General features: G+C 63.7%; 23 protein-coding genes and 1 rRNA gene. 19 read left to right on the top strand and 5 right to left on the bottom strand.

Annotated features, from left to right (window positions below):
• Positions 1 to 58: 58 nt before the first annotated feature.
• On the bottom strand, positions 59 to 970 hold the full coding sequence (locus ACZ92H_RS26390) for a DMT family transporter (RefSeq protein WP_131378955.1): 912 nt from the start codon (positions 968 to 970) through the stop codon (positions 59 to 61).
• Positions 971 to 1,273: 303 nt separating this feature from the next.
• Between ACZ92H_RS26390 and gcvA the strand changes: the two genes are divergently transcribed.
• Both gcvA and ACZ92H_RS26380 read left to right on the top strand, forming a co-directional pair.
• A complete protein-coding gene (gcvA, locus tag ACZ92H_RS26385) occupies positions 1,274 to 2,218 on the top strand; it encodes a transcriptional regulator GcvA (protein ID WP_465051658.1) in 945 nt (314 codons plus the stop codon).
• Positions 2,215 to 2,580: a hypothetical protein gene (locus tag ACZ92H_RS26380; protein WP_465051660.1), complete on the top strand. Its 366-nt coding sequence runs from the start codon at positions 2,215 to 2,217 to the stop codon at positions 2,578 to 2,580. The genes gcvA and ACZ92H_RS26380 overlap by 4 nt, the downstream gene beginning before the upstream one ends.
• Before the next feature lie 77 nt (positions 2,581 to 2,657).
• Here ACZ92H_RS26380 and orn read toward each other — a convergent pair whose 3' ends face one another.
• Positions 2,658 to 3,254, bottom strand: coding sequence for an oligoribonuclease (gene orn / locus ACZ92H_RS26375; protein WP_465051661.1), 597 nt, complete (start codon positions 3,252 to 3,254; stop codon positions 2,658 to 2,660).
• Positions 3,255 to 3,310: 56 nt separating this feature from the next.
• Between orn and ACZ92H_RS26370 the strand changes: the two genes are divergently transcribed.
• From ACZ92H_RS26370 to ppnP, 15 genes are all read left to right on the top strand, one after another.
• On the top strand, positions 3,311 to 4,591 hold the full coding sequence (locus ACZ92H_RS26370) for a M48 family metallopeptidase (RefSeq protein ID WP_465051662.1): 1,281 nt from the start codon (positions 3,311 to 3,313) through the stop codon (positions 4,589 to 4,591).
• Positions 4,588 to 4,953: a 4a-hydroxytetrahydrobiopterin dehydratase gene (locus tag ACZ92H_RS26365; protein ID WP_131378958.1), complete on the top strand. Its 366-nt coding sequence runs from the start codon at positions 4,588 to 4,590 to the stop codon at positions 4,951 to 4,953. The genes ACZ92H_RS26370 and ACZ92H_RS26365 overlap by 4 nt, the downstream gene beginning before the upstream one ends.
• On the top strand, positions 4,950 to 5,855 hold the full coding sequence (rsgA, locus tag ACZ92H_RS26360; RefSeq protein ID WP_131378959.1) for a ribosome small subunit-dependent GTPase A: 906 nt from the start codon (positions 4,950 to 4,952) through the stop codon (positions 5,853 to 5,855). The genes ACZ92H_RS26365 and rsgA overlap by 4 nt, the downstream gene beginning before the upstream one ends.
• Before the next feature lie 275 nt (positions 5,856 to 6,130).
• On the top strand, positions 6,131 to 6,580 hold the full coding sequence (locus tag ACZ92H_RS26355) for a hypothetical protein (protein WP_131378960.1): 450 nt from the start codon (positions 6,131 to 6,133) through the stop codon (positions 6,578 to 6,580).
• A gap of 159 nt (positions 6,581 to 6,739) precedes the next feature.
• Complete coding sequence (locus ACZ92H_RS26350; RefSeq protein ID WP_465051663.1) at positions 6,740 to 9,583, top strand: ATP-binding protein; 2,844 nt, start codon at positions 6,740 to 6,742, stop codon at positions 9,581 to 9,583.
• A 286-nt stretch (positions 9,584 to 9,869) separates the two neighbouring features.
• A complete protein-coding gene (gene argF / locus ACZ92H_RS26345; protein ID WP_465051664.1) occupies positions 9,870 to 10,790 on the top strand; it encodes an ornithine carbamoyltransferase in 921 nt (306 codons plus the stop codon).
• A 71-nt stretch (positions 10,791 to 10,861) separates the two neighbouring features.
• A complete protein-coding gene (locus ACZ92H_RS26340) occupies positions 10,862 to 12,097 on the top strand; it encodes an argininosuccinate synthase (RefSeq protein WP_465051666.1) in 1,236 nt (411 codons plus the stop codon).
• Positions 12,098 to 12,283: 186 nt separating this feature from the next.
• On the top strand, positions 12,284 to 14,095 hold the full coding sequence (locus ACZ92H_RS26335) for a methyl-accepting chemotaxis protein (RefSeq protein WP_131378962.1): 1,812 nt from the start codon (positions 12,284 to 12,286) through the stop codon (positions 14,093 to 14,095).
• A gap of 3 nt (positions 14,096 to 14,098) precedes the next feature.
• Complete coding sequence (locus tag ACZ92H_RS26330; RefSeq protein ID WP_465051667.1) at positions 14,099 to 14,554, top strand: chemotaxis protein CheW; 456 nt, start codon at positions 14,099 to 14,101, stop codon at positions 14,552 to 14,554.
• The gene (locus ACZ92H_RS26325; protein WP_465051669.1) at positions 14,551 to 15,792 is read left to right on the top strand and encodes a CheR family methyltransferase; all 1,242 of its coding nucleotides are present in this window, start codon (positions 14,551 to 14,553) and stop codon (positions 15,790 to 15,792) included. The genes ACZ92H_RS26330 and ACZ92H_RS26325 overlap by 4 nt, the downstream gene beginning before the upstream one ends.
• A 9-nt stretch (positions 15,793 to 15,801) precedes the next feature.
• On the top strand, positions 15,802 to 16,488 hold the full coding sequence (locus tag ACZ92H_RS26320) for a chemotaxis protein CheW (RefSeq protein WP_465051671.1): 687 nt from the start codon (positions 15,802 to 15,804) through the stop codon (positions 16,486 to 16,488).
• The gene (locus ACZ92H_RS26315) at positions 16,485 to 18,788 is read left to right on the top strand and encodes a hybrid sensor histidine kinase/response regulator (protein WP_465051672.1); all 2,304 of its coding nucleotides are present in this window, start codon (positions 16,485 to 16,487) and stop codon (positions 18,786 to 18,788) included. The genes ACZ92H_RS26320 and ACZ92H_RS26315 overlap by 4 nt, the downstream gene beginning before the upstream one ends.
• Before the next feature lie 10 nt (positions 18,789 to 18,798).
• The gene (cheB, locus tag ACZ92H_RS26310) at positions 18,799 to 19,851 is read left to right on the top strand and encodes a chemotaxis-specific protein-glutamate methyltransferase CheB (protein WP_131378967.1); all 1,053 of its coding nucleotides are present in this window, start codon (positions 18,799 to 18,801) and stop codon (positions 19,849 to 19,851) included.
• Between the two features lie 10 nt (positions 19,852 to 19,861).
• A complete protein-coding gene (locus tag ACZ92H_RS26305) occupies positions 19,862 to 20,887 on the top strand; it encodes a diguanylate cyclase (protein ID WP_131378968.1) in 1,026 nt (341 codons plus the stop codon).
• 25 nt (positions 20,888 to 20,912) lie between these two features.
• Entirely contained in the window at positions 20,913 to 21,227 is a 315-nt protein-coding gene (gene ppnP, locus ACZ92H_RS26300) for a pyrimidine/purine nucleoside phosphorylase (RefSeq protein ID WP_131378969.1), read from the top strand.
• A gap of 115 nt (positions 21,228 to 21,342) precedes the next feature.
• Here ppnP and murB read toward each other — a convergent pair whose 3' ends face one another.
• Positions 21,343 to 22,371, bottom strand: a complete 1,029-nt coding sequence (gene murB / locus ACZ92H_RS26295; RefSeq protein ID WP_465051673.1) for a UDP-N-acetylmuramate dehydrogenase — start codon at positions 22,369 to 22,371, stop codon at positions 21,343 to 21,345.
• A 182-nt stretch (positions 22,372 to 22,553) separates the two neighbouring features.
• Here murB and ACZ92H_RS26290 point away from each other — a divergent pair, with 182 nt between their 5' ends.
• Together ACZ92H_RS26290 and ACZ92H_RS26285 are read left to right on the top strand one after the other, a co-directional pair.
• Complete coding sequence (locus tag ACZ92H_RS26290) at positions 22,554 to 23,039, top strand: YajQ family cyclic di-GMP-binding protein (RefSeq protein ID WP_131378971.1); 486 nt, start codon at positions 22,554 to 22,556, stop codon at positions 23,037 to 23,039.
• A gap of 193 nt (positions 23,040 to 23,232) precedes the next feature.
• Positions 23,233 to 24,498, top strand: coding sequence for a nitronate monooxygenase (locus ACZ92H_RS26285; protein WP_131378972.1), 1,266 nt, complete (start codon positions 23,233 to 23,235; stop codon positions 24,496 to 24,498).
• A 54-nt stretch (positions 24,499 to 24,552) separates the two neighbouring features.
• Here the strand turns inward: ACZ92H_RS26285 and ACZ92H_RS26280 are convergent, their stop codons facing one another.
• Together ACZ92H_RS26280 and rrf are read right to left on the bottom strand one after the other, a co-directional pair.
• A complete protein-coding gene (locus ACZ92H_RS26280) occupies positions 24,553 to 25,851 on the bottom strand; it encodes a protein kinase (RefSeq protein WP_465051682.1) in 1,299 nt (432 codons plus the stop codon).
• 122 nt (positions 25,852 to 25,973) lie between these two features.
• A 5S ribosomal RNA gene (gene rrf, locus ACZ92H_RS26275) occupies positions 25,974 to 26,086 on the bottom strand.
• Between the last annotated feature and the right edge of the window lie 4 nt (positions 26,087 to 26,090).

Raw genomic sequence — 26,090 nt, 5'->3', positions numbered from 1 at the left:
CTGGCGCGGCGCAAAGGAGACCGATCGACGCAGCCGATCAGTTCAGGAAAAACAGGGATCAGGCGCTCGCTTGCGCGCCTGGCATGGCGGCAGGCTGCGCCGCCTGCTTCGGCGTAGACCGCTGGGCCAGCAGGATCACGGCCGTCAGCACCATGGCGCCGCCGAGCAATTGCGTGCCGCTGACGCTTTCCTTCAGCAAGGTGACGCCGAAGGCCATCGTGATGACGGGCTCGAAGGTGGAAATAATGGAGGCCTTGGCCGCGCCGATTTGCGCCACGCCGGCAAAGAAGGCGGCAATCGCGATCGCCGTCGAGAACAGGGCGATGGCGCTGACGGCCAGCCAGCCCGTGGCCGTGCCGGGCAAGGACACACCTTGCCACGTGGCAATCGCGCTGTTCGCCAGGCCGGCCGTGCCCAGGATTACCACGCAGGCGGCCAGCGGGTGAATATTCTCGGGGCTTTTCGCCAGGCTGTTGCCAAACAGGATATACACGGCATACACGCCGGCGGCCATCAAGGCCAGGGCGATGCCGATCGGCTGGCCCTGCAGCTTGCCGCCCAGGGTGGTGGCCATGCCGGCGATGGCCAGCGCCAGCAGCACCAGCATGCGCCGGTCCAGCTTTTCCCAGCCCAGCGCCAGCGCCAATATCGTCACCAGCACGGGATACACATACAGCAGCATGCCGCACAGGCCGCTGCTGGCATACATCAGCGCATTGAAATAACCCTGCGACTGGGCCGTGTACATCAGGCCCATCAGCATGTAGCCGGCCAGCAGGCGGCCGCGCGGCAAGCGCCAGCCGCCCAGCCACACGAGAGGCAGCAGCAGCATGGCGGCGATAACGAAACGCAAGGCCAGCATGGTCGACGGGTTGACCCCGGACGCATAGGCCGCCTTGGCAAACACTGCGGAACTGCCGAAACCGGCGGCCGACAGCAACACCAGCGCAACGGCGCGGCGATCAGACATGACTAAACCTCTTTGAGTACGCCAGGGCAAACCTGCTGCGCGTCGCGCTTTGCGGCCTGCGATGCTCACCGTACTGAAGTACGGCTGCGCTTCTCAGCCACAAATCACTGCCGCTCGCGACGGTTTTCCCAGGCGCTGTAACGTTGTAAATATAAATGCCAGGGGAGACGACTTATGTGTGAATCATATTGCGGGTCATTTCACGCATAGCCGGCATCATATTCGCTTGCGCAAAATGAAACAAACCAATATTCTTCACGGATAGGCCGAATATTACTGAGGCTCAATCTCTTGAAGAGTGCCATGTCACGTCCCTTGCCACCCCTTGCCGCCCTGCACGCCTTCGAAGCGGCCGCCCGCCATGAAGGCTTCCAGCGCGCGGGCGAGGAATTGCACGTCTCGGCCGGCGCCATCGGCCACCATGTGAAACAGCTGGAAGCGTGGCTGGGCATCGTGCTGTTCCAGCGCCTGCCGCGCGGCGTCGTGCTCACCAGCGCCGGCCAGCGCTATGCGGCATCCCTGGGGCCGATCCTGAACCAGCTGGCCGACGTCTCCGAGCAGGCGCGGCGCCAGGGCGACGACAAGGTGGTGACGGTGACGGCCACCAGCTCGCTCGTTTCGCGCTGGCTGATGCCGCGCCTGGGCCGCCTGCGCGACCGCTACCCGCAGATCGAGCTGCGCGTGCTGGCGTCGATGCACCCGGTCGACCTGGCGCGCGATGGCGTGGACGTGGCCATCCGCCTGGGGCCGGGCCGCTATCCCGGCCTGAAAGTGGATTTATTGATGGAAGAATGGTTTTCCGCCGTCTGCAGTCCCGACTTCCGCGCCAACGCGGCCAGCCTGCGCCAGCCCGCCGACCTGCTGCGCTACCCGCTGCTGCACGACGAGCCGGAAGTGCACCTGCCCGGTGAAATCGACTGGACGCGCTGGCTGCACAGCTGCGGCGTGCATTACAGCGGCAATAGCGGCAACAGCGGCGCGCGCTTCTCGCATACCTATCTGTGCCTGGACGCGGCCGCCAGCGGCCAGGGCGTGGCCATTGCCGCCAGCCCCCTGATCGGCGACGACCTGCGCTCGGGCCGCCTGGTGCGCGTCTTCGAACACGCCGTGCGCGGCCCCCACTGCTACTATCTGCTGCGTTCGCCCCAGGCGGAAACCCGGCCCCTCGTGCATGCCTTCTGCGAATGGCTGATCGCCGAGGCGCGCGCCGACCAGGAAACCGTCTGGCCCACCGTGGAGACCACATGACAAGCAAGGAATTGGCGCGCAGCGCGCATTACGTCGTCACGCACGACTACGAACATGCCAGGATGACGGCGGCCGATGGCCGGCAAGCCAGCGTGGGCGAGTTCTATGGCGACCCGGCCGTGGCCTTGATCGATGTCAATGAACAATGGTGCGCCGTGGCGGGCGAAGGATTGGTGCTGTGCCGGCTCACGCAGCCGTTCGGGCAGTGCGCGGCATATTTCCGTCAGCCGGGCGAAGTGCGCTGGATCACGGCTTTACGGCAAACGGGACCGTTTGCGCTGGAATGGCAGGATGAGGAGGGGGATTGGCACAGCCTCGTCTTTGAGGCGGCGGATGTGTCGGCTTACGCGCCAGGGCGCTGAGCCGACCTGCGCCAGCGGCGGTAATGGCTCGTAGGTCGGGTTAGCGCCTGGGCGCGTAACCCGACAACGCCACCGCATCAGAGTTTAATAAAATGCTCGCGGTAATACTTCAGCTCTTCGATCGATTCCAGGATGTCGGCCAGGGCCGTGTGCTTCTGGTGTTTCTTGAAACCGGTGGCGATTTCCGGCTTCCAGCGCTTGCACAGCTCTTTCAGTGTCGAGACGTCAACGTTGCGATAGTGGAAGAACGCTTCCAGCTTCGGCATGCCGCGCACCATGAAGCGGCGGTCCTGGCCGATGGTGTTGCCGCACATGGGCGACTTGCCTGCCGGTACGTATTTCTTCAGGAAGGCGATCAGTTCCGCTTCCGCCTGCGCTTCCGTCACGGTCGATGCCTTGACCTTGTCGATCAGGCCCGAGCGGCCGTGCGTGCCCTTGTTCCAGGCATCCATCTTGTTCAGGGTCTCATCCGACTGGTGGATCACGAACACGGGGCCTTCGGCCAGCAGGTTCAAATGCATGTCCGTCACCACCACCGCCACTTCGATGATGCGGTCGGTGTCGGGCTCCAGGCCCGTCATTTCCATGTCGACCCAGACCAGGTTCATCTCATTGGGACGTGCCGGAACAATGGGTGCGGAGGTGGATGCGGTTAAGTCGGTCGCTTGTGACATAATTCTCTCTTGGCCTAATCAAACTAAATAATCAGCCATTTTCTCACAGGCACAGAATGTATTCACTCGCGTTTTCGATTTTGTTTGTATCCGTCCTCGTTTTGACCCTGGCCGTGCGCTTCTGGCTCGCGTCGCGGCAGATCCGCCACGTGCTGGCGCACCGCGCTGCCGTGCCCGCCGAGTTCGCGGAAAAGATCCCCTTGGCCGCGCACCAGAAGGCGGCCGACTACACGGTGGCGAAGACCAAGTTTGGCCTGCTGACCCTGCTGGTCAACTATGCCGTCCTGATCGGCTTTACCCTGCTGGGCGGCCTGCAATGGCTGGCGCTGCATCTGCACGAATGGGTGGGGCATGGCTCGCCGATGCTGTACCAGATCGGCCTGATCGCCGCCTTCGCCGCCATTTCCGGCCTGATCGACCTGCCCTTCGATTACTACCGCCAGTTCGTGCTGGAGCAGCGTTTCGGCTTCAACACCATGCCGCGCAAGCTGTTCTTCACGGACATGCTCAAGGGCGTGGGCCTGGGCGCGGCCATCGGCTTGCCGCTGATCTGGGTCGTGTTGACCCTGATGGCCAAGTCGGGCGGCCTGTGGTGGCTGTACGCCTGGTTCGTCTGGAGCGGCTTCCAGCTGCTGATGATGGTGCTGTTCCCGACCGTCATCGCCCCCCTGTTCAACAAATTCACGCCGCTGGCCGACGACGCCCTGAAAAGCCGCATCGAAGGCTTGATGCAGCGCGTGGGCTTCGCCTCGAAGGGCCTGTTCGTCATGGATGGCTCGAAGCGCAGCGCCCACGGCAACGCGTATTTCTCCGGCTTCGGCGCCAACAAGCGCATCGTCTTTTTCGACACCCTGCTGTCACGCCTGGCACCGCAGGAAATCGAAGCCGTGCTGGCGCATGAACTGGGGCACTTCAAGCTCAAGCACATCGTCAAACGCATCGCCATGATGTTCCTCATCTCGCTGGGCTTCCTCGCCCTGCTGGGCTTTCTGAAGACGCAGCCGTGGTTCTATGCGGGCCTGGGCGTCGATCCCGTGGCGCTGGCCTTGACGGGCCAGCCGACGGATGCGCTGGCCTTGCTGCTGTTCATGCTGGCCTTGCCCGTCTTTACTTTCCTGCTGGGACCATTGACGTCGCTCAGCTCGCGCAAGCACGAGTTCGAGGCCGATGCCTTTGCCGCCAAGCACACGCAGGCGGACGACCTGGTTTCGGCCTTGGTGAAAATGTACGAAGACAATGCCTCGACCCTGACCCCCGATCCGCTGCACTCGGCCTTCTATGACTCGCACCCGCCGGCCAGCGTACGCATCCGCCACCTGAAAGGGGCTGCCGCATGACGACTCCATCGACCGTGCAAGACCTGGCGCAACTGCGCTGCGCGCCGCGCCAGCTGGCCCTGGGCAACGCCGAGATCGCCGCCTGGCTGGCCCTGCTGCCCCGGTGGAGCGTGCAAAACGGCAAGCTGTGCCGCGACTTCGGCTTCAAGAATTATTACCAGACCCTGGCGTTCGTCAACGCCCTGGCCTGGATGACCCATACCCAAGATCACCATCCGGAGCTCATCATTACTTACAAAACCTGCGCCGTGCGCTACGACACGCACTCGGTCAACCAGGGCGCCGGCGGCCTGTCCGAAAACGACTTCATCTGCGCCGCCAAGGCAGACCTTATCTACCAAAGCAGCCAGGTGGCGCCATGAGCGAGAACAAGCTGACCGGCGTCATCATCGCCGCCCACGGCCGCCACTACCTGGCCGACGTGGACGGCGCCAAGCTGCAGTGCGTGACGCGCGGCAAGAAAACCAATGTGGCCGTGGGCGACATCGTGCACCTGACGCGCACTTCCAACGACCAGGCCGTCATTGACCGCATCGAGGAACGCAAGACCCTGCTGTACCGCTCGGACCAATATAAGTCCAAGCTGCTGGCGGCCAACCTGACGCAGCTGTTCATCGTCGTGGCCACCGAACCGGGCTTTGCCGACGACCTGATCTCGCGCTCGCTGGTGGCGGCCGACGCGGCCGGCATCGAGGCGCGCATCATCCTGAACAAAACGGACGTGACGGCCTCGCTGGAGCGGGCCCGCGAGCGCCTGCTGCCATATTCATCGATGGGCTACCCGGTCGATGAAGTGTCGGCGCGCGCTGAACCGGAACACGCCGTGGCAACGCTGTCGCCGCTGCTGGCCGGCCAGTCGTCGATCTTGATCGGCCAGTCGGGCATGGGCAAGTCGTCCCTGATCAACCTGCTGGTGCCGGACGCCGACATCGCCGTGCGCGAAATCTCGGCCGCACTGGACACGGGCAAGCACACGACCACCTTTACGCGCCTGTACAAGCTCGACGGGCTGGGCGAGAACAGCTCCATCATCGATTCGCCCGGCTTCCAGGAATTCGGCCTGTACCACCTGTCCGAAGGCATGCTGGAGCGGGCCTTCCGCGAATTCCAGCCCTATCTGGGCGGCTGCAAGTTCTACAACTGCCGCCACCTGATCGAGCCGCAGTGCGCCATCCTGCAAGCCTTATCTGAAGGCAAGATCAGCAAGATGCGTCATACCCTGTATGGCCAGCTGCTGCACGAATCGGCGCAGACCCTGTACTGATGCCGCACCGGGAAGCGAGCCGGCAATCGAACTTCACGACGATCATCGACAAGCTGGCAAAATTTAATTTTGTAGTCGAGCCCGCTTTCCACGTTTAATCCCAAAACCATTCAACACCGGTTTTATGCATTCCAGCGCATGAAACCGGCCGTTCATCGCCTGGCGGTGGCGATGACACGGGGCGCTTGCTACCTTGGCATCAGTCCCTGCAGGAAACCTCGCAGTGACACCACGGTCTAATCCCCTATCCTCAACCCTGATTGAAGGTGAATGTCATGTCAAGCGTACGTCTCTTCCCGATTGCCGCCATCCTGTTGTCCCTTGCCAGCGCTGGCGCCCTGGCGCAAAGCGCCCCGAATGCTCCCGACAGCGTGAGAGTCACTGTCAACTCGCCCTATCGCGTTACCGCCGAGGAAGCACAGCAGATCGAGCAAGTGTATTTACTGTCGAACGAACAGATGCTCATCGTCCGCGAACAGAACCAGCATTTCTTTGGCCGCCTCAGCGACAAGCTGGAACGCCGCGACAAGGCGGAAGTGGAACTGTTCCCGCAGGCGTCCGGCAAGTTCCTGACCCGGCGCGGCGCCGCCTTCGCCTTCAGCGACGCCGGCGAGCGCGTGGTCATCGACGATGCCCAGGTCTTGCCCGGCTTGCGCATGCCCGCCGACAGCCGCAGCGCCATGCGCATGGACGGCTCGACCTCGATCCGCCTCGTCTCGCGCTGATCGCCGCAGCATGCGCATGCGCAGGGAGCAGCTGCGCTGCGCCAGCACGTGAAATCTGTCCGGCGCACTGAACAATTCCCCCGTTTGCAGCTTACAATGCAATGGAGTACAGCCTGATCCCTTGCAGGCTGGCGCCGCGGGGAGATTTGTCGAATGGAAATGTTCGCGCTCGAACACGAAATAACGCAGTGGGAAAATGAGCTGCAGCCCTTGCGCGGCACCGAGCGCATCCCGCTGCTGCTGTCGCTGTCCTGGCACTTGCGGCAACGTGATTGTGCGCGGGCCATCAGACTGGGCGAAGAAACGCGCCTGCTGCTGCCGCTGGCCGATGTGGCGCCCGCCGGGCAGGAACTGATGCGCGCGCGCCTGCAGCTGGTACAGGCGGAAGTGGCATGGCTGCAAGGCGCACTCGATGCGGCAGAAAGCCTGGCGCTCGAGGCCCGCGCCACCCTGTGCGCGCACGGGGACGGCGCCGGCTGTGCCGACGTGCACTGGCTGCTGTCCTCGATTGCCGTCGACCGCGGCGACCATGCGCGCTGCGATGCCGAATTGCATGCCGCAAGCGAACAGGCACGCAGCGCCGGCGACAGCATGCGCGCCAGCCTGGCCGATGCGGCCACGGCACGCTGGGCCGTCTTGCGCGATGCGCCGGCCGCCCAGGCCCGCTGGGGCAGCCAGTTCATGGACGACAGCGCAAAGCGGCCCGCACCGCTGGCCGCCTGGGTGCACGACTTTCGCGGCTTGCTGGCGCATACCTCGCGCGACCTGGGCACGGCCGCCGGCCACTACATGCAAAGCTATGAAGCGGCGCTGGAAAGCGGCCAGATGCGCGGCGCCATCACGGCCGCCATCAATATCGGCGACTGTTTCTCCAGCCTCAATGACCATGAATCGGCACTCGAATGGATGCAGTGCGCGCTGGACCTGGCGCGCCCGACGGGCTGGCCGCGCAGCATCGGCGCCTGCCAGACGCACACGGCCGAGACCATGCGCAAGCTGGGCCGCCTCGGCGCCGCCGAGGAATTGCTGCGCGAAGCGCTGCACATCCTGGCGCCCGTCTCCGGTGCGCGCACCTATGCGAACGCGCTGTTCCACCTGGGCGAGCTGAGCCTGGACAAGGGCGATTACGACACGGCGCTCGACGCCTTCAGCCGCCTGGCGCAGCGGGCCGAGGCCCTGGGCCAGGCCGATTTCCGCAGCATGGCCCAGCGCGGCAGCGCGCATGCGCTGTCCTACCTGGACCGTCCGGACGAGGCGCATCAGGCGGCGCAGCGGGCGCGCCAGCTGGCCGCCGCCCAGGGCGATGCCATGCACCAGGTGGCGGCGCTGCGCGTGCTGGCGATGTTGCACGCGCGCCACGAACTGCCGCCGCCGGCGAGCATGCAGGAACGCAATCCCGCCCTGCACTTCCTGCACCAGGCGCTGCAGGTGGCCGCCTCCATCGACGGCTATGTGCCGCCGGGCGAATTGCTCGACGCGCTGGCGCGCGAGTACGCGCATGCGGGCGACTATGCGCGCGCCTACGATATCGCCCTCGACGCGGGCGTGGCGCGCGAAAAGAGCCATACGCAGCAAGCCACCAACCGCGCCATCGCCATGCAGGTGCATCACCAGACGGAACATGCGCGCTCGGAAGGCTATCATCACCGCGAACTGGCCGCCTCCGAGGCGCGCCGCGCCGAAGTGCTGCAGCAAACCAGCGACACCCTGGAGCGCCTGTCGGCCATCGGCCAGGAAATCACCACCCACCTCGACGCCAGCGCCGTGTTCCAGGTGCTGGACCGCCACGTGCACGCCCTGCTGCCCGTCAACACCTTCGCCGTCTACATGCTCGACCCGGCCGGCACGGCGCTGCGGCGCGCGCACGGCAAGGAAGCGGGCCGTCCCCTGCCCGACAATGCCATTCCACTGAGTAATCCACGCGCCTATTCCGTGCGCTGCCTGCTGGGCCGGCGCGAAGTGTACATCGCCCAAGTCCCGCCGCGCCGCCACGCCTACACCGTGCCAGGCACCCTGCATAACCAGAGCGTGCTGTACGTGCCGCTGATGGTAGGCGAGCGCGTGCTGGGGGTGATGACGGTACAGGCCTGCCACGCCGGCGCGTATGGCGAGCGCGAGCGGCTGATCTTCCGCACCCTGTGCGCGTATGGCGCCATCGCGCTCGACAACGCCAGCGCCTACCGCCAATTGCAGGATGCCCAGGCGCAACTGGTGTCGCAGGAAAAACTGGCCGCCCTCGGCTCGCTGATGGCGGGCGTGGCGCATGAACTGAATACCCCGATCGGCAACAGTTTATTGATCGCCAGCACCATGCAGCAAAAGACGGAAGACGTGGAGCGCCTGATGAACGGCCCCGGCCTGCGCCGTTCCGACCTGGCCGCCTATATCGAGGATGCGGGCAAGGCGTCGGCGCTGGTGATGCGCGGCCTGCACAGCGCCGCCGACCTGGTCAACAGCTTCAAGCAGGTGGCCGTCGACCGCACCACCGAACAGCGGCGCCAGTTTGACCTGCAGCAAGTGAGCAATGAAATCATCGCCACGGTGATGAACCGCATCCGCAGCTCGGGCCACCGCATCGAGACGGACATCGATTTCGGCATCGCCATGGACAGCTATCCGGGCCCCTTCGGCCAGGTGATCACCAATCTCATCAACAATGCCCTGCTGCACGCCTTCGGGCAGCCGCACAACGACGGCAGCGCCGGCACGGGCTGCATGCGCCTGTCCGCCACGGTGGATGCGGCGCGCGTGCTGATCGCCTTCGAAGACAATGGCGGCGGCATCGCGGAACAGCATTTGTCGCGCATCTTCGATCCCTTCTTTACCACCAAGCTGGGCCAGGGCGGCAGCGGCCTCGGTTTGTCGATCAGCTACAACATCGTCACTGCCCTGCTCGGTGGCAGCATCCAGGTGGCCAGCAGCCCCGCCGGCACGCGCTTTACCCTGGACCTGCCACTGGTGGCGCCGCAGATCGACGCGGCCACGCCGGCCAGCATCTATTAAGCCGGCCAGAGCCAGGCTGGACGCGGGAACTTGTCTACACAAGTCCCCGTCCGGCCAGTCTTTCCAATCTAAAAGCAAAACCCTTATAATTGAATGGCTGAAGTCCCTGCCATTGCATGATTTACAACTTGGCAAACCGCATCGACCCGCGCGACAATCCGGCACGGGCACCGATCAACACAGCAGCGCGCCGGGCGAGGCAACCATCTGCACGACATTGTTCGGCGGATGCAACCCGGCGGGAAAGGCACGCCGCCGGCGGCCTGCGCATCTTCAAGTGGTCATTATGTCGACAAAAAAACCGATCAAGCACTACCTCCAGTTCTCCGATTTCACGTTGGAAGAGTACGAATATGTGATCGAACGCGCCCATCTGATCAAGCGCAAGTTCAAGAATTACGAAATCTACCATCCACTGATCGACCGCACCCTGGTGATGGTCTTTGAAAAGAACTCGACCCGCACCCGCCTCTCGTTCGAGGCCGGCATGCACCAGCTGGGCGGCGCCGCCATCTACCTGAACACGCGCGACTCGCAGCTGGGCCGCGGCGAACCGGTGGAAGACGCGGGCCAGGTCATGTCGCGCATGTGCGACATCATCATGGTGCGTACCTTCGGCCAGGAAATCATCGAGCGCTTCGCCGCCAATTCGCGCGTGCCCGTGATCAATGGCCTGACCAATGAACACCACCCGTGCCAGGTCTTTGCCGACATCTTCACCTACATCGAACACCGCGGCTCGATCGCCGGCAAGGTCGTCGCCTGGATCGGCGACGCCAACAACATGCTGTACTCGTGGCTGCAGGCGGCCGAAGTATTCGGCTTCCACGTCAACGTGTCGACGCCGAAGGGCTATGACATCGACCTGTCGCAAGTGAAGACCGAACGCTACACCTTCTTCGCCAACCCGTCGGACGCCTGCGAAGGCGCGCACCTGGTCAACACGGACGTGTGGACCAGCATGGGCTACGAAGCGGAAAACGCGGCCCGCATCGCCGCCTTCGACGGCTGGATCGTCGATGGCGCGAAAATGGCCCGCGCCGCGCCCGACGCCCTGTTCATGCACTGCCTGCCCGCCCACCGCGGCGAGGAAGTGGCGACCGAAGTCATCGACGGCCCGCAATCGGTGGTGTGGGACGAGGCGGAAAACCGCCTGCACGTGCAAAAAGCGCTGATCGAATACCTGTTACTCGGTAAAATCAACTGATTCGCCAGGAAAATAGCCAACACCCTGGCAGCATCGCAACACATACATAGACAACGACAACTGGAAGCAATATGAGCGACATTAAAAAAGTAGTCCTGGCCTATTCGGGCGGACTCGACACCTCCGTCATCCTGAAATGGCTGCAAGATAACTACCAGTGCGAAATCGTCACCTTCACGGCCGACCTGGGCCAGGGCGAAGAACTGGAACCGGCGCGCGCCAAGGCCATCAAGTTCGGCATCAAGCCGGAAAACATCCATATCGAAGACGTGCGTGAAGAATTCGTGCGCGATTTCGTCTTCCCGATGTTCCGCGCCAACACCGTGTATGAAGGCGAATACCTGCTGGGCACCTCGATCGCCCGTCCGCTGATCGCCAAGCGCCTGATCGAAATCGCCAACGCCACCGGCGCCGACGCCATCTCGCACGGCGCCACCGGCAAGGGCAACGACCAGGTGCGTTTCGAGCTGGGCGCCTATGCGCTGAAACCGGGCGTGAAGATCATCGCCCCATGGCGCGAATGGGATCTGCTGTCGCGCGAAAAACTGCTGAAGTACGCGGAAGATGCCGGCATCGAGATCGACATGAAGCACAAGAACGGCGGCGCGCCGTACTCCATGGATGCCAACTTGCTGCACATCAGCTTTGAAGGCCGCCACCTGGAAAACCCGAGCGCCGAAGCGGAAGAAACCATGTGGCGCTGGACCGTCAGCCCTGAAAAGGCGCCGGACGAAGCGGAATACCTGGACATCGAATACGAAAAAGGCGATATCGTCGCCATCAACGGCGTGCGCATGTCGCCCGCCACCGTGCTGGCCGAACTGAACAAGGTTGGCGGCAAGCATGGCGTGGGCCGCCTGGACCTGGTGGAAAACCGCTACGTCGGCATGAAATCGCGCGGCTGCTATGAAACCCCGGGCGGCACCATCATGCTCAAGGCCCACCGCGCCATCGAATCGATCACCCTGGACCGCGAAGTGGCCCACCTGAAGGATGACCTGATGCCGCGCTACGCATCGATGATCTACAACGGCTACTGGTGGGCGCCCGAGCGCGTTGCCCTGCAAACCCTGATCGACCACACGCAGCAGGCCGTGAACGGCTGGGTACGCATCAAGCTGTACAAGGGCAATGTGATCGTCGTCTCGCGCGATTCGAAGACCGATTCGCTGTTCGACATGAACATCGCCACCTTCGACGAAGACGGCGGCGCCTACAACCAGGCCGATGCCGGCGGCTTCATCAAGCTGAACGCCCTGCGCATGCGCATCGCCGCCATCGCCCGCGAAAAGCGCGGCCAGAAGTAATCCCCGGCCGGGAGGCACGCCTCCCTTGCCTGCCAAAAGCCGCCTTTGGGCGGCTTTTTTACATTTGAAGCGCACTCGTCCGCGATTTACGCCCCTGCACGCCCGCAGATTGTCCCCATTTTGCTGTACGCATGGCAAAATGCTACAGTGCAATCATGCTGACCTTCCCGCTTCCGGAGCCCTCCCATGTTCAAAGACCTGAGTATCAAGAATAAACTGTACCTGGGCTTCGGCTCGATCGTGGCCATCATCCTGATACTGCTGGGTGTCGCCTACAACAGTTTCACGCGCCTGTCGGAAGCCAATGCATGGGACCGGCACACGATGGAAGTGCTGGTCGAGATCGACAAGATTCATAATTCCATCCTGCAAATCCAGGTGGAAACGCGCGGCTACATCCTGAGCGGCAACGAAGTGTCGCTGAATCCGGAAACGGACGAGACGGCCGTGCTCACGCAGCACACGCAAAAAGCCATGGCCATGACGGTCGACAACAAGACGCAATCGGAACGCTTCCGCAAGATCGACCAGCTGACCACGGGCTGGGTCAAGGAATGGATCAACCCGCTGATCGAGAAACGCCGCGCACTGGGCAATACGCCTGGCGCCACGGAAGCGGTGGCGCGCCTCGTGCCCGCCGCCGGCTCGCCCGGCATCCTGCAGGCGAACAAGCTGCTCGATGAAGCGGCCGCCGAGGAAAACCGTCTGCTGGCCGAACGCACGGCCACCTCGGCGCGGCTGCAGGAAACCATGATGCTGACCCTGGCGCTGGGCGGCGTGCTGTGCATCGTGCTGGCGCTGGGCATTTCCTACATCCTGGCCAAGGCCATCCTCGGCCCGCTGAACAACCTGACCGATGCCGTGGGCCGCATTGCCGGCGGCGAGCAGGGCGCGCGCGCCGCCATCGTTTCAGGGGACGAACTGGGCAAGGTGACGGAAGAATTCAACCGCATGGCGCAAACCATCCAGGATAACCAGGCCAATGAGCTGGCCGCCACGAATACCTTGCGCGCCAAGGTCGATTCCCTGCTGGAAGTGGTGTCGAAAGCCGCCTCGGGCGACCTGACGGGCAAGGTCAGCATCACGGGCAGCGACGCCATCGGCCAGCTGGGCAATGGCCTGGCGAAGATGTTCGAGAACCTGCGCAGCCTGCTCAACAACGTGCAAAAGGCCGGCATCCAGGTCACCACGTCCGCCACGGAAATCGCCGCCTCGGCGCGCCAGCAGGAAGCCACGGGCATCGAGCAGGCGCAAACGAGCGTGGAAATCCTCAGCACCACCAAGGAAATCTCGGCCAACACGAGCCAGCTGCTGAAAACCATGGAAGACGCCACCGCCGTGGCCGACTACACGACGAATGCCACGGCCGAAGCGCAGAACAACCTCAAGCGCATGGATTCGACCATGCAGCACATGGTCTCGGCCACCGATTCCATCAACGCCAAGCTGGCCGCCCTGTCGGAAAAAGCCAGCAATATCAACAGCGTGCTGATCACCATCACCAAGGTGGCCGACCAGACCAACATCCTGTCGCTGAACGCCGCCATCGAGGCGGAAAAAGCGGGCGAGGCGGGCCGCGGCTTCTCCGTGGTGGCCACCGAGATCCGCCGCCTGGCCGACCAGACCTCCGTCTCCACCTGGGATATCGAACAAATGCTCAAGGAAATGCAGTCGGCCGTGTCGGCCAGCGTGATGGGCATGGATAAGTTCTCGGAAGAAATCCGCCGCAGCGTGGGCGAAGTGCGGCAAGTGGCCGAGCAACTGTCGTCCGTGATGGACCAGGTGCAAAAACTCACGCCGCAATTCGATGCCGTGCTGCAGGGCATGCAGTCGCAGGCCATCGGCGCCTCGCAGATTTCCGACACCATGATGCAGCTTAACGACGCCACGCAGCAGACGGTGGAATCCCTGAAGGCCACCAGCGAGGCGGTGCACCAGCTGCAATATGCGGCGGGCGACCTGCAATCGAGCGTCTCGACCTTTGCCGTGACCATCTGACCCATGAAAGTACTGCTTTTTCACATCGGACGCGACCGCTATGGCTTGCCACTGGCCGGCATCGTGCGCGTGTTGCCGCTGCTGGAACTGAAGCAGTTGCCGCTCACGCCAGACTACGTGGCCGGCCTGATGGACTTGCACGGCGCGCCCGTGCCCGTGATCGACCTGTCGCGCCTGGCCGGCCTGGCGCCGGCGGCGGCGCAGTTCGACACGCGCATCGTCATCGTCGACTACCGCGCGCCCGATGGCGCCACGCATGCGCTGGGCCTGATGGCGTCGCAGGTGCGCGGCATCGCCGACATCGATCCGCAAAAACTCGATGACAGCGGCGTGGCCACGGCGCCCTTCCTGGGCCAGGTGGCCAGCGACGCGGACGGCATCGTGCAGCTGGTGGAGCTGGAGCACCTGCTGCCGCCGGACGTGCGCGCGCTGCTGTTCCAGAGCGGGAGCGCGGCATGACGGCGCAAGCCTTGCTGCGCCGCGCCACCGGCCTGTCCGTCTCGAAATCGGTGGCCGAGCGGGCCGTCGGCCAGCGCATGGAGCAGACGGGATTTGCCGACAGCGAAGCCTACCTGCAAGCCATCACGCCGGCGGAAATGACGCAGCTGATCGAGCTGGTGGTGGTGCCGGAATCGTGGCTGTTCCGCGACCCGCAGGCGTTTTACGCCACCGTCGAACTGGTGCAGGAACGCTGGGCGCGGGGGCGCGCCACGCGCATCCTGTCGATCCCCTGCGCGGGCGGCGAAGAGCCGTATTCGATGGCCATGGCGCTGCGCGACGGCGCCGTGCCGAAACAGGCCTTCAGCATCGACGCCTATGACCTGAGCCCCGGCTGCATCGAGCGGGCGCAGGCAGGCATCTATGGCCGCAACGCCTTCCGCGCGCAGGACGTGGCCTTCCGCGAGCGCTATTTCACGCACGTGGCCGACGACGCCTACCGCATCATCGACGCCCTGCGCGAGCAGATCACCTTCAGGCAGGGCAACCTGCTGCAGTTCGACACGGCCACCTACAGCCGCCACTACGACGTCATCTTCTGCCGCAACCTGCTGATTTATTTCGACAAGCCGACCACCCGCGCGGCCATCCACAACCTGTCCGCCCTGCTGGCGGACGACGGCATGCTGCTGGCCGGCTACGCGGAAGTGCCATCGTTCTGCCAGAACGGCTTCGCGCCGCTGCAGTTCCGCCAGGCGTTCGCGCTGAAGAAGGAAGCGACGCCACCGGCCGCCGTGATCCAGGTGGCCGCCCTGCCGCCGGCGCGCGCGCTGCGCAGCGTGCCGCCCTCGGCACGTCCTGCGCCAGCCCGCGCCGCCCCAGCGCCTTTGCCGGCGCCGCCCCGCCCCCGTCCCGTGCCCGTGCAGACACCGTCCGCGCCAGCGGACTTGCTGGCCGAGGCGCGCCTGCTGGCCGACCGCGGACTGCTGCGCGAGGCGGGGGAGAAATGCCACGCCCACCTGGCGCGGGTACCCGAGGCGGCGGAAGCATATTTCATGCTGGGCATTATCAACGAACTGGCCGGCAAGATGGACCTGGCCGACGACTACTGGCGCCGCTGCATCTACCTGCAGCCCGACCATTACGAGGCGTTGTGCCACCTGGCCCTGCTGGCCGAACGCAATGGCAACCACACGGCGGCCGCCACCCTGAAGGCGCGCGCGGCGCGCATCTACCAGCGCCGCCAGGCGTCCAACTAAGGGGAACGCATGACATCCATCATCGGCAGCGACGCCCCGGAAACCATCGAGGATTGCTGGAACCATATCGGCGTGGTCGGCGACCAGAGCTGTCCCAAGCTGCCGGCCAACGTGCATTGCCGCAACTGCGACGTGTATGCGGGCGCCGCCCAGCGCAACCTGCAGCGCCCCGTCGATGCGCACTACCAGCAGGACTGGGCCAGCCACTTCCGCAAGCTCGGCGAGGACGGCGACGTGCGCGACAGCTCGGTGCTGGTGTTCCGCATCGGGCGCGAATGGCTGGCGCTGCCCACGCGCGTGTTCGACTCGGTGGCGCCGCAGGCCGCGCCGCATGCGCTGCCGCACCGCAGCGGGCGTGGCCTGGCCGGCATCGTCAATATCGGCGGCAAGCTGTATCCGTGCATGTCGCTGGCGCAGCTGTTGGGCATCGATGAACAGGGCGCGCCCGTGGCCAAGGGCCGCCACACGTTTGCGCGCCTGCTCCTGATGCGCTGGGAAGAGCAGGCATACGCCCTGCCCGTGGCCGACCTGCACGGCATCGTGCGCTTTTCCTCGGCCAGGGTGCAGGCGCCGGCCGCCACCATCAACAAGGGCCTGTCGCGCTTCCTGTCCGGCGTGATCACCGAGGGCGACATGCGCATCGGCTGCCTGGACACGGCGCTGATCGGCTTTCAACTTGCGAGACTACTACGATGAGCCAGGACCAGCAGGGCGACCTGAGCGCCTTTTCCATGCTCGACCTGTTCCGCATGGAAGCGGACAGCCAGACGCAGATCCTGACCGATGGCTTGCTGGCCATGGAGCGCCACGCGGGCGACGCCGCCGCCGTCGAATCGATGATGCGCGCGGCGCACTCGATCAAGGGCGCGGCCGCCATCGTCGGCCTGCAAGTGGTGGTGCAGCTGGCGCATGGCATGGAAGACAGCTTTGTCGCCGCCCAGCATGGCCGCCTGAAACTCACGCCGGAACGGGTCGACGTGCTGCTGTCGGGCGTCGACCTGATCGTGCAGCTGTCGCGCCTGGACGACGCGGGCGCCGAAGCGTGGCTGGCCGCCAACGCGGCGCAGATCGACCAGACCCTGAACGCCATTGCCGGCATCGCCGACTTGCCCGAATTGCCGGCGTTGCCCTCGACGCCAGCGGCGCCTGCGGCAGCGCCATTGCCGCCGGAAGCGGCCGAGCCGCAAGCTCCCGTGGCCAGCGGCCTGGCCGGCGAAGAACCGGCGGCCGCGCCGCGCGCGGGTGCGGCTGCAGGCACCGGCGCGGCCAAGGCGCCGGCGCAAAACTTCGACAAGCTGCTGTCGCTGGCCAGCGAATCGCGCATCAATGCGCACCAGATGCACCCGTTCATCGGTGCCCTGCAGCGCTTCAAGCGCAACCAGAGCAGCCTGTTTTCCGCCATCGAACACCTGCACGAAGCCATTGTTCGCTCGGGCGACGCGGGCCTGATGGAAAAATCCCTGCTGGCGCTGCAAAAGACGCAACCGCTGAAGCAGTTCATGCTCGAGCATATCGCCGACATCGAGACCTACGAGCGGCGCCTGCTGGCCGTCTCGCAAGGCATGGTCGATGAAGTGCTGGCCCTGCGCATGCGCCCTTTCCGCGACGGCATCCATGCGTTCCCGCGCATGGTGCGCGACCTGGCGCGCAGCCTGGGCAAGGAAGTGCAGCTGGAGATCGACGGCGAAGACACCCTGGTCGACCGCGACATCCTGGCGAAGATCGAAAGCCCGCTGAACCACATGCTGCGCAATGCCATCGACCACGGCATGGAAGGCCCGTACGAACGCATCGAGGCGGGGAAAGAGGCGCTGGGCACCATCCGCATGGAGGCGCGCCACCGCGCCGGCATGCTGAGCATCGAGATCAGCGACGACGGGCGCGGCGTCGACCTGGAAAAAATCCGCCAGTCCGTCATCGACCGCAAGATGGCCAGCCCCGCCATGGCGGCCGTGCTGTCGCCGGGCGAACTGCTGGAATTTCTGTTCCTGCCCGCCTTCAGCCTGAAAGCGACGGCAAACCAGTTGTCAGGGCGCGGCGTGGGCCTCGACATCGTGCATGAAACGATCCGCCAGCAAAATGGCACGGTGCGCCTGGAGTCGGAACCGGGACGGGGCTTCCGCGCCCTCATCACCCTGCCCCTGACGCAGTCGATCGTGCGCGCGCTGGTGATCGACATCCAGGGCGAAGCCTACGCCATCCCCATCGTCAAGGTGGAAAGCGTGGTGCGCGTGCCGCAGGCAGCCATCCATACGCTGGAAAACAAGCAGTTCTTTGAACTCAAGGGAGAGCACCTGGGCCTCGTCTCGGCGGCGCAGGTGCTGGAGCTGGGCGAGAGCGCCAGCAGCGCCGACGATTTGCCGGTGGTGGTCATCGGGCGCGGCAAGCAAAGCTATGCGCTGGTGGTGGATGCCATCCGCGGCGAGCAAAGCCTGGCCGTGCAGGCCATCGATCCGATCTTCGGCAAGATGCGCGACATTTCCGCCGCCGCCCTGCTCGACAACGGCGAGCCGGTACTGATCCTCGACGTGCCCGACCTGCTGCTGTCGATCGACAAGCTGCTGCACGAAGGCGGCCTGCACCAGCTGGCGCAGGCGGGCCAGGCGCAGCAGCGCCGCGCCAAGCGCATCCTGGTGGTCGACGATTCGCTGACCGTGCGCGAGATGGAGCGCAAGCTGCTGCTGGGGCGCGGCTTCGACGTCGACGTGGCCATCGACGGCATCGACGGCTGGAACGTGGTGCGCAGCGGGGAATACGACCTGGTGATCACCGACGTCGACATGCCGCGCATGGATGGCATCGAACTCGTTTCACTGATCAAGAAGGATCTGCACCTGCACAAGCTGCCGGTGATGATCGTGTCGTACAAGGATCGCCCGGAGGACCGCGCGCGCGGCCTGTCCGCCGGTGCCGACTATTATCTGACCAAGGGCAGCTTCCACGACGAGACTTTGCTCGATGCGGTGGCCGACCTGATAGGAGATGCGCGTCTATGAGTTGTGTTTCATGAAAATTGCCATTGCCAACGATGTCGCGATGGCCGCCGAGGCCTTGCGCCGGGTGGTGGCCAGCACGCAGGAACACCAGGTGCTGTGGATCGCCCGCACGGGCCTGGAAGCGGTGCGCATGTGCCTGGACAACCGTCCCGACCTGATCCTGATGGACCTGAACATGCCGGAGATGGATGGCGTCGAGGCGACGCGCCTGATCATGGAACAGAGCCCGTGCGCCATCCTGGTCGTCACGGGCCGCCCGCAGGACAATGTCAACCAGGTCTTCCGCGCCCTGGGCGCCGGCGCGCTGGACGTCACCGCCACTCCTGTCTTGCAGGGCAAGGTGGGCGGCGACAGCGAACTGCTGGCCAAGATCAAGACCATCGGCAAGCTCATACGCCACAGCGCCGAAGCGCCGCCGGCACGCCTGGCGCCCCTGAATGGCGCGGAACGCGGCGATGGCCAGGCGACGTCGCTGGTGGCCATCGGCGCGTCGACGGGCGGTCCTTCGGCCGTGGCCAGGGTGCTGTCCGGCTGGAGCGCTCCGCCCGGCTGCGCCATCGTGGTGGTGCAGCATATCGATGAAACCTTCGCCTCGCACTTCGCCAAATGGCTCGACGACCAGCTGGACATGCCCGTGCGCGTGATCGCCGACGGCGACGAGCTGGTGGCCGGCACGGTGCTGGTCGCCAAGACAAATGATCACTTGCTTCTAGATCAAAATTATCGTTTGAGTTACGATGCAGCACCACGCGAGTATGTTTACCGTCCGTCGGTCGACGTCTTTTTCCATTGCGTGGCGCAGCACTGGCGCGGCGACGCCATTGGTGTCTTGCTGACCGGCATGGGCCGCGACGGCGGCGATGGCTTGCTGGCCATGCGCCGCGCGGGCAAGACGACCATGGCGCAAGACCAGGCCAGCAGTGCCGTATATGGCATGCCGCGTGCGGCGGCCGAGCTCGACGCGGCGCAGCAAATTTTGCCTCTGGATAAGATCGGCGCCAGCCTGCGCAACCGCCTGGGCGTCAAACTCAACAATGGGGGAGAGCCCTCCCCTAACATCTGAAAAGAATGCAATGCCAGAATTTTCCTCCAGTTTCACCCAGCACGAGCCTGCGCTGACCGAATTCAAGGTCAGCGTCCTGCTGGTGGACGACCAGTTGATCATTGCTGAGGCAATCCGGCGCATGCTGAGCGACCAGCAGGATATCGAATTTCATTACGTGACCGACGCCAGCCAGGCGCTGGACACGGCGCTGCGCCTGCAGCCCACCGTCATCCTGCAAGACCTGGTGCTGCCAGGCATCGATGGCTTCGCCTTGATCAAGCTGTACCGCGAACACGAGGCGCTGGCGCATGTCCCCGTGATCGTGCTGTCGGCCAAGGATGACCCGAAACTCAAGGCGCACAGCTTTTCCGTGGGCGCCAACGACTACGTGGTGAAACTGCCGGACCGCCTGGAGCTGCTGGCGCGCATACGCTACCACTCGGCGGCGCACATCAGCCGCTTGCAGCGCGACCAGGCCTTCCGTTTCCTGCGCGAAAGCCAGAAAAACCTGGCCGACGCGAATATCGAATTGCAGAAGCTGGCCGCCCTCGACGGCTTGACGGGCATCGCCAACCGCCGCCGCTTCGATGAAACCCTGCAATTCGAATGGCAGCGGGGCCAGCGCGACAAGGCGCCGCTGAGCCTGCTGTTCTGCGATATCGACCATTTTAAAAGCTATAACGACCACTTTGGCCACCTGGCAGGCGACCTGGGCCTGAAGAAAGTCGCCGCCGTGCTGACGGAACACTTGAAACGCCCGGCCGACCTTGCCGCCCGCTACGGTGGCGAGGAATTCGCCCTGATCCTGCCGGAAACGGAAGCGGCAGGCGCGCTGATGATCGCGGAAGCGTGCCGGCGCCACCTGGAAGGCTTGCAGATCGAGAACCCGGCAGCGGCCACCGGCATCGTCACCATCTCGATCGGCGTGGCCACCGTCGTGCCCTCGCCCGTATCGACCATCGACCAACTGATCAACCGCGCGGACCAGGCCCTGTACGCGGCCAAGCGCGGCGGACGCAACAGCGTGCTGAGCGCTGACGACGTCCAGGACTGATTTTTAACCGCAAGGAAAGTGAAGCATGAGCACACAACTGGACAATGTCAGCGTCGTCAAGAAATCGAATATCTACTTTGATGGCAAGTGCGTCTCGCACAACGTCATCCTGGCCGATGGCACGAAAAAAAGCGTGGGCGTGATTTTCCCGTCATCGTTGCGCTTCAACACGGGCGCGCCGGAAATCATGGAAGTCGTCAGCGGCCTGTGCAAGGTGCGCCTGGCGGATGCGACGCAATGGGACAGCTATGGCGCGGGCACGCAATTCAAGATCCCGGGCAATAGCTATTTTGATATCGAGACCGTCGAAACCCTGGATTACGTCTGCCATTTCGGCTGATCCACGCAAAAAACCGCCCTGGCTGCGTTGCACTGCCTCGCCGTACCATGCGTACCGTCTTCGGCAATGCGCCTCGCCCTGAACATTTTTTCAAGCGCGGATTTAGTCCTGGTATTTAGATAAACACAGGCTCGGGCGACAGGCGCACGCCGTATTTCGCCTCCACATCATCCTGTATCGCTGCCGCCAGCCGGGTAATGTCTGCGCCACGAGCGCCGCCGTTATTCACCAGAACCAGTGCCTGCTTGGAATACACTCCCGCGGGGCCCAGGTTTTTTCCCTTCCAGCCACACTGGTCGATCAGCCAGCCGGCCGCCAGCTTTTCCGTGCCGTCGGGCTGTGCATGGTGCACCAGCGCGGGAAAACGTTCCAGCAGGGCCGCACACTGTTCTTTTGACACGACGGGATTCTTGAAAAAACTGCCCGCATTGCCGATCACGGCGGGATCGGGCAATTTGCGCCGGCGGATCGCCATCACCGTCTCGGCTACCTGTTGGGGTGTCGGTTCGGCAATATTGCGCTCCGCCACGGCCTGCGCCAGTTCCCCATAGCGCAGGTTCGGCTGCCATTGGGCCGGCAAGGCGAACGTCACTTCCAGCACGATCAGTTCGCGCCCGTCTTCCTGCTTGAAGATGCTGTCGCGGTAGGCAAAGCGGCAAGCGTCGCGGTCCATGTCGAAGACGATGCCGCTGGCGCTGTGCATGACGCTCACGCTATGCAGATAATCCTTGATTTCGACGCCATACGCGCCAATATTCTGGATAGGCGCCGCGCCCACCGTGCCGGGAATCAGCGACAGGTTTTCCAGCCCGCCCACGCCCTGCGCCAGGGTCCATTGCACGAAGTCATGCCAGTTTTCGCCGGCCGCGGCCGTGACGAGGATGGTCTCGAAATCCGCCTGCGCCAGGCGCATGCCGCGCGTGGCCATGTGCAGCACGGCGCCGGGAAAGTCGCCGGTGAGCACGATGTTGCTGCCGCCGCCCAGTACCAGCCGGGGCATGGCGGACAGGGCCGGGTCTTGCAGCGCCGCCTGCAACTGGGCGGTGGAAGTGATGCGTACGTAGGCAGCCGCATTGGCCGCGATGCCGAAGGTATTCAGGCGCTGGAGGGAGTAATTGTGTTCGATGGTGAGCTCTGGAGACATGGGATAGCGATTATTTTGCTCGATTATAGAGTGAAACCGACAAAAAACCAGCGCAAGACAAGGGCAGGCCGTCCGTTGTCCGTTAAAATGTCGCATCTTTAACGAGGCTGTGCCATTTTGCAAAGAATGCGCGCGCCCGGCGCGCTGCAAGCGCGTTCGCTCTAACACGAAAGGAACAGACCATGCCGTCATTTGATGTAGTCTCCGAAGCCGATATGATCGAAGTCAAGAATGCAGTCGAGCAATCCAACAAGGAAATCACGACCCGCTTCGACTTCAAGGGCAGCGACGCCCGCGTCGAACACAAGGAAAACGAATTAACCGCGTTCGCGGACTCGGAATTCCAGCTCAGCCAGGTGCGCGACGTGCTGACCAACAAATTGACCAAACGCAAGGTCGATGTGCGCTTCCTCGACGAAGGCGACATCAAGAAGATCGGCGGCGACAAGGTCAAGCAAGTCATCAAGATCAAGAATGGCATCGAATCGGATGATGCGAAGAAAATCGTGCGCGTCATCAAGGACAGCAAGATGAAGGTGCAAGCGAGCATCCAGGGCGAAGCCGTGCGCGTCACGGGTGCCAAGCGCGACGACCTGCAGGCGGCCATGGCCATGCTGCGCAAGGACGTGCCCGACATGCCGCTGGAATTTAACAATTTCCGCGATTAATCTCGCTTAAATGCCCGATGAAGCGCGCTCCGGCCCGCGCCTGCCCCGGCACCGTGGCAAGTTGCCCCGGAGCGCCTGCCCGCTTGGGGTAAAATTGAAGCTGCGCACAGCTACATGCGCCCGCGCGCCGCACCGGCGGCGGGCATGACCGTACATCTGGCTCAGTGATAACCACGGTAGTCTAAGGATAGCAATGAAACGTGTTGATGATTTCCGCCTGCGATTTGGCAAAAAAGAATATGTGCCCATCATGATAGGCGGAATGGGTGTGGATATTTCCACGTCGGAGCTGGCCCTGGAAGCGGCCCGGCTGAACGGTATCGGCCATATCTCCGATGCCATGGTGGAAGACGTGTCGGATCGCCGTTTCGACACCACCTTCGTCAAAGACAAGACGAAACTGTACAAGTTCAACATCAATAACAGCGACAAGGCCGTGGTGCAGTTCGACCTGGGCCGTCTGGCGGAAGCGCAGCGCCTGCATATCGGCCGCACCATGGAAGCGAAAAAAGGCGATGGCTTGATCTTCGTCAATTGCATGGAAAAGCTGACCATGAACGGCCCGCGCGAAACCTTGCGCGTGCGCCTGAACGCGGCACTCGATGCCGGCATCGACGGCATCACCCTGTCGGCCGGTTTGCACTTCGGCTCGTTTGCCCTGATGGCCGACCATCCGCGTTTCCGTGACGCCAAGCTGGGCATCATCGTCTCGTCCGTGCGCGCCCTGCAAATCTTCCTGCGCAAGAACGCCAAACTGGACCGCCTGCCCGACTTCATCATCGTCGAGGGTCCATTGGCCGGCGGCCACCTGGGTTTCGGCATGGACTGGGCCAATTACGACCTGCACACGATCACGGCGGAACTGCTGGCCTACCTGAAGGCGGAACAGCTGGACATCCCGCTGATCGCCGCCGGCGGCATCTTCACGGGCAGCGACGCCGTCTCCTTCCTGGAAGCGGGCGCGGCTGGCGTGCAAGTGGCGACGCGCTTCACGGTCACGAATGAATGCGGCCTGCCGCACAAGGTCAAGCAGGAATACTACAAGGCCTCGGAAGAAGACATCATCGTCAATGGCGTCTCGCCGACGGGCTACCCGATGCGCATGCTGAAGAACACGCCCGCCATCGGCGCCGGCATCCGTCCAGGCTGCGAATCGTATGGCTATCTGCTCGATGCGACGGGCAACTGCGCCTACATCAACTCGTACAACCGCGAAGTCGCTGCCCATCCGGAGCAAAAGACCGTGGTCGTGATGGACAAGACCTGTCTGTGCACGCACATGCGCAACTTCAACTGCTGGACCTGCGGCCACTACACGTATCGCCTGAAGGACACGACGCACAAGCTGGACAACGGCGAATACCAGATCCTGACGGCCGAACACGTCTTCAAGGACTACCAGTTCAGCGTCGACAACCAGATCGCCTTGCCGGAAAAAGAAATCCAGGCAGCAGTCTGAATCTGCGCAGCTTGACATGAAAATGGCGCAGCCTTCGCAGGCTGCGCCATTTTTTTATGCGGGCAACATGTCCCGCAACATCCGTTCAATGGCCTCGAAGGTGGGCCGCTGCAGCACCTCTTCCTGCAGACAGGCATTCATCAACGCTTGCAGTTCGGGCAAGGGTGCATCGGCATGGGCGATCAACTCCCCCAGCAGCACGCCAAGGGCGCGCGCCTCGATCCCCTGCAGCAGGCCAGCTTCGGGAGAGCCGGGCACGAACATCGAAGCAGCGCCAAAGTCGCCCAACAGGCAATTGCCAGCGTCCGCATGCAGGATATTGTGCGCATACAGGTCACCGTGCACGATGCCGCGCGCGTGCAACTGGCAGACGGCAGACGCGATGCCATGGGCAATGGCCAGCGCTTGCCGCGGCGACAAGCGCAAGCCATCCGCATACACGTCGCGCGTGCACGAATCCAGGCTGGGCGGCCCGGCGAGGTTGCCGAAGGCCACGTCAATGAGCGGCATCACCAGGCCCATCGCCCGCGCCGGATGCGCCTCCAGGGTGCCGAGGATGGGGATCAGGCCCGCATGGGCACCGGCGCTGACGCAGGCCGCCATCTCGCTGCGCGGCAAGCCATCGCTGGTCATCGCCCCCTTGAATACTTTCACCGCGACATCCTCCCGGGCATCCAGACGGGCCTGGTAAATGACACCCGACGCGCCTTCGCCCAGCTGCTGCGCCAGCTGCAGGCGCGGCCAGGCCACGCTTGCCGTTGCCGCCTCGGCCAGGGCCGCCAGTTCCTGCGCTTCCGTGAATGGATTGCCCGCATACGCGAGCCAGCTCAGGCGCGGCAAGGATAACAGGCAAGCGGGCAGCGCCGTAAAACGGTTGGCGGCGATGCGCACCAGTTCCAGCCGGTGACAATGGGCCAGCGATGCGGGCAGGAGACTCAGACAGTTTCCAGCCAACATGAGTTTCTGCAACTGCCCGCACTGGCCCAGCGCGTCGGGCAAGACTTCGATGGCATTGTCGGTCAAGGTCAGCCAGCGCAGCTTGGGCGGCAAGGCGGCGGCTGGCACGTGGCGGATGCGGTTCGCCTTGAAGCCGATCATGCTCAACTCCGGGCAGGAGCCGAGCACGGCGGGCAAGGTGGTAAACAGATTATCCGAGCAGAAAATGATGCGCAGCTTGTGCAGGCGCGGCAAATCATCGGGCAGCGATGACAGGGCATTGCCGGACAGGTCGAGGATTTCCAGGCTGTCGGCCAGGTCGAAGATCTCTATAGGGAAGGTAGTCAAGCCACACGACAGCTTCAGGCGGCGCACGCCGGCCAATTGGCCCGCGCGGAGTTGTTCCAGCGTATGCAAAGCAGACAAGATATCCCTTTCAAAGTCGCGGCAATCGCTGGCATTGGGGTTACGCATCACAAACCCAGCGGACGTAAAAAAACCCCCACCGGATCACCGATGGGGGTTTTTTCGAATAACAAGCCTGACGATAACCTACTTTCACACTGGTTGCAGCACTATCATCGGCGCAAAGTTGTTTCACGGTCCTGTTCGGGATGGGAAGGGGTGGGACCAACTTGCTATGGTCATCAGGCATA

Source organism: Janthinobacterium foliorum, assembly GCF_978021625.1.
The sequence above is the reverse complement of the archived record's forward strand: the minus strand, read 5'-3'. Positions and strand labels throughout refer to the sequence as shown.

Coding starts and splice junctions, on each gene's coding strand:
- ACZ92H_RS26390 (WP_131378955.1), bottom strand. CDS start 970: ATGTCTGATCGCCGCGCCGTTGCGCTGGTGTTGCTGTCGGCCGCCGGT.
- gcvA (WP_465051658.1), top strand. CDS start 1,274: ATGTCACGTCCCTTGCCACCCCTTGCCGCCCTGCACGCCTTCGAAGCG.
- ACZ92H_RS26380 (WP_465051660.1), top strand. CDS start 2,215: ATGACAAGCAAGGAATTGGCGCGCAGCGCGCATTACGTCGTCACGCAC.
- orn (WP_465051661.1), bottom strand. CDS start 3,254: ATGTCACAAGCGACCGACTTAACCGCATCCACCTCCGCACCCATTGTT.
- ACZ92H_RS26370 (WP_465051662.1), top strand. CDS start 3,311: ATGTATTCACTCGCGTTTTCGATTTTGTTTGTATCCGTCCTCGTTTTG.
- ACZ92H_RS26365 (WP_131378958.1), top strand. CDS start 4,588: ATGACGACTCCATCGACCGTGCAAGACCTGGCGCAACTGCGCTGCGCG.
- rsgA (WP_131378959.1), top strand. CDS start 4,950: ATGAGCGAGAACAAGCTGACCGGCGTCATCATCGCCGCCCACGGCCGC.
- ACZ92H_RS26355 (WP_131378960.1), top strand. CDS start 6,131: ATGTCAAGCGTACGTCTCTTCCCGATTGCCGCCATCCTGTTGTCCCTT.
- ACZ92H_RS26350 (WP_465051663.1), top strand. CDS start 6,740: ATGTTCGCGCTCGAACACGAAATAACGCAGTGGGAAAATGAGCTGCAG.
- argF (WP_465051664.1), top strand. CDS start 9,870: ATGTCGACAAAAAAACCGATCAAGCACTACCTCCAGTTCTCCGATTTC.
- ACZ92H_RS26340 (WP_465051666.1), top strand. CDS start 10,862: ATGAGCGACATTAAAAAAGTAGTCCTGGCCTATTCGGGCGGACTCGAC.
- ACZ92H_RS26335 (WP_131378962.1), top strand. CDS start 12,284: ATGTTCAAAGACCTGAGTATCAAGAATAAACTGTACCTGGGCTTCGGC.
- ACZ92H_RS26330 (WP_465051667.1), top strand. CDS start 14,099: ATGAAAGTACTGCTTTTTCACATCGGACGCGACCGCTATGGCTTGCCA.
- ACZ92H_RS26325 (WP_465051669.1), top strand. CDS start 14,551: ATGACGGCGCAAGCCTTGCTGCGCCGCGCCACCGGCCTGTCCGTCTCG.
- ACZ92H_RS26320 (WP_465051671.1), top strand. CDS start 15,802: ATGACATCCATCATCGGCAGCGACGCCCCGGAAACCATCGAGGATTGC.
- ACZ92H_RS26315 (WP_465051672.1), top strand. CDS start 16,485: ATGAGCCAGGACCAGCAGGGCGACCTGAGCGCCTTTTCCATGCTCGAC.
- cheB (WP_131378967.1), top strand. CDS start 18,799: ATGAAAATTGCCATTGCCAACGATGTCGCGATGGCCGCCGAGGCCTTG.
- ACZ92H_RS26305 (WP_131378968.1), top strand. CDS start 19,862: ATGCCAGAATTTTCCTCCAGTTTCACCCAGCACGAGCCTGCGCTGACC.
- ppnP (WP_131378969.1), top strand. CDS start 20,913: ATGAGCACACAACTGGACAATGTCAGCGTCGTCAAGAAATCGAATATC.
- murB (WP_465051673.1), bottom strand. CDS start 22,371: ATGTCTCCAGAGCTCACCATCGAACACAATTACTCCCTCCAGCGCCTG.
- ACZ92H_RS26290 (WP_131378971.1), top strand. CDS start 22,554: ATGCCGTCATTTGATGTAGTCTCCGAAGCCGATATGATCGAAGTCAAG.
- ACZ92H_RS26285 (WP_131378972.1), top strand. CDS start 23,233: ATGAAACGTGTTGATGATTTCCGCCTGCGATTTGGCAAAAAAGAATAT.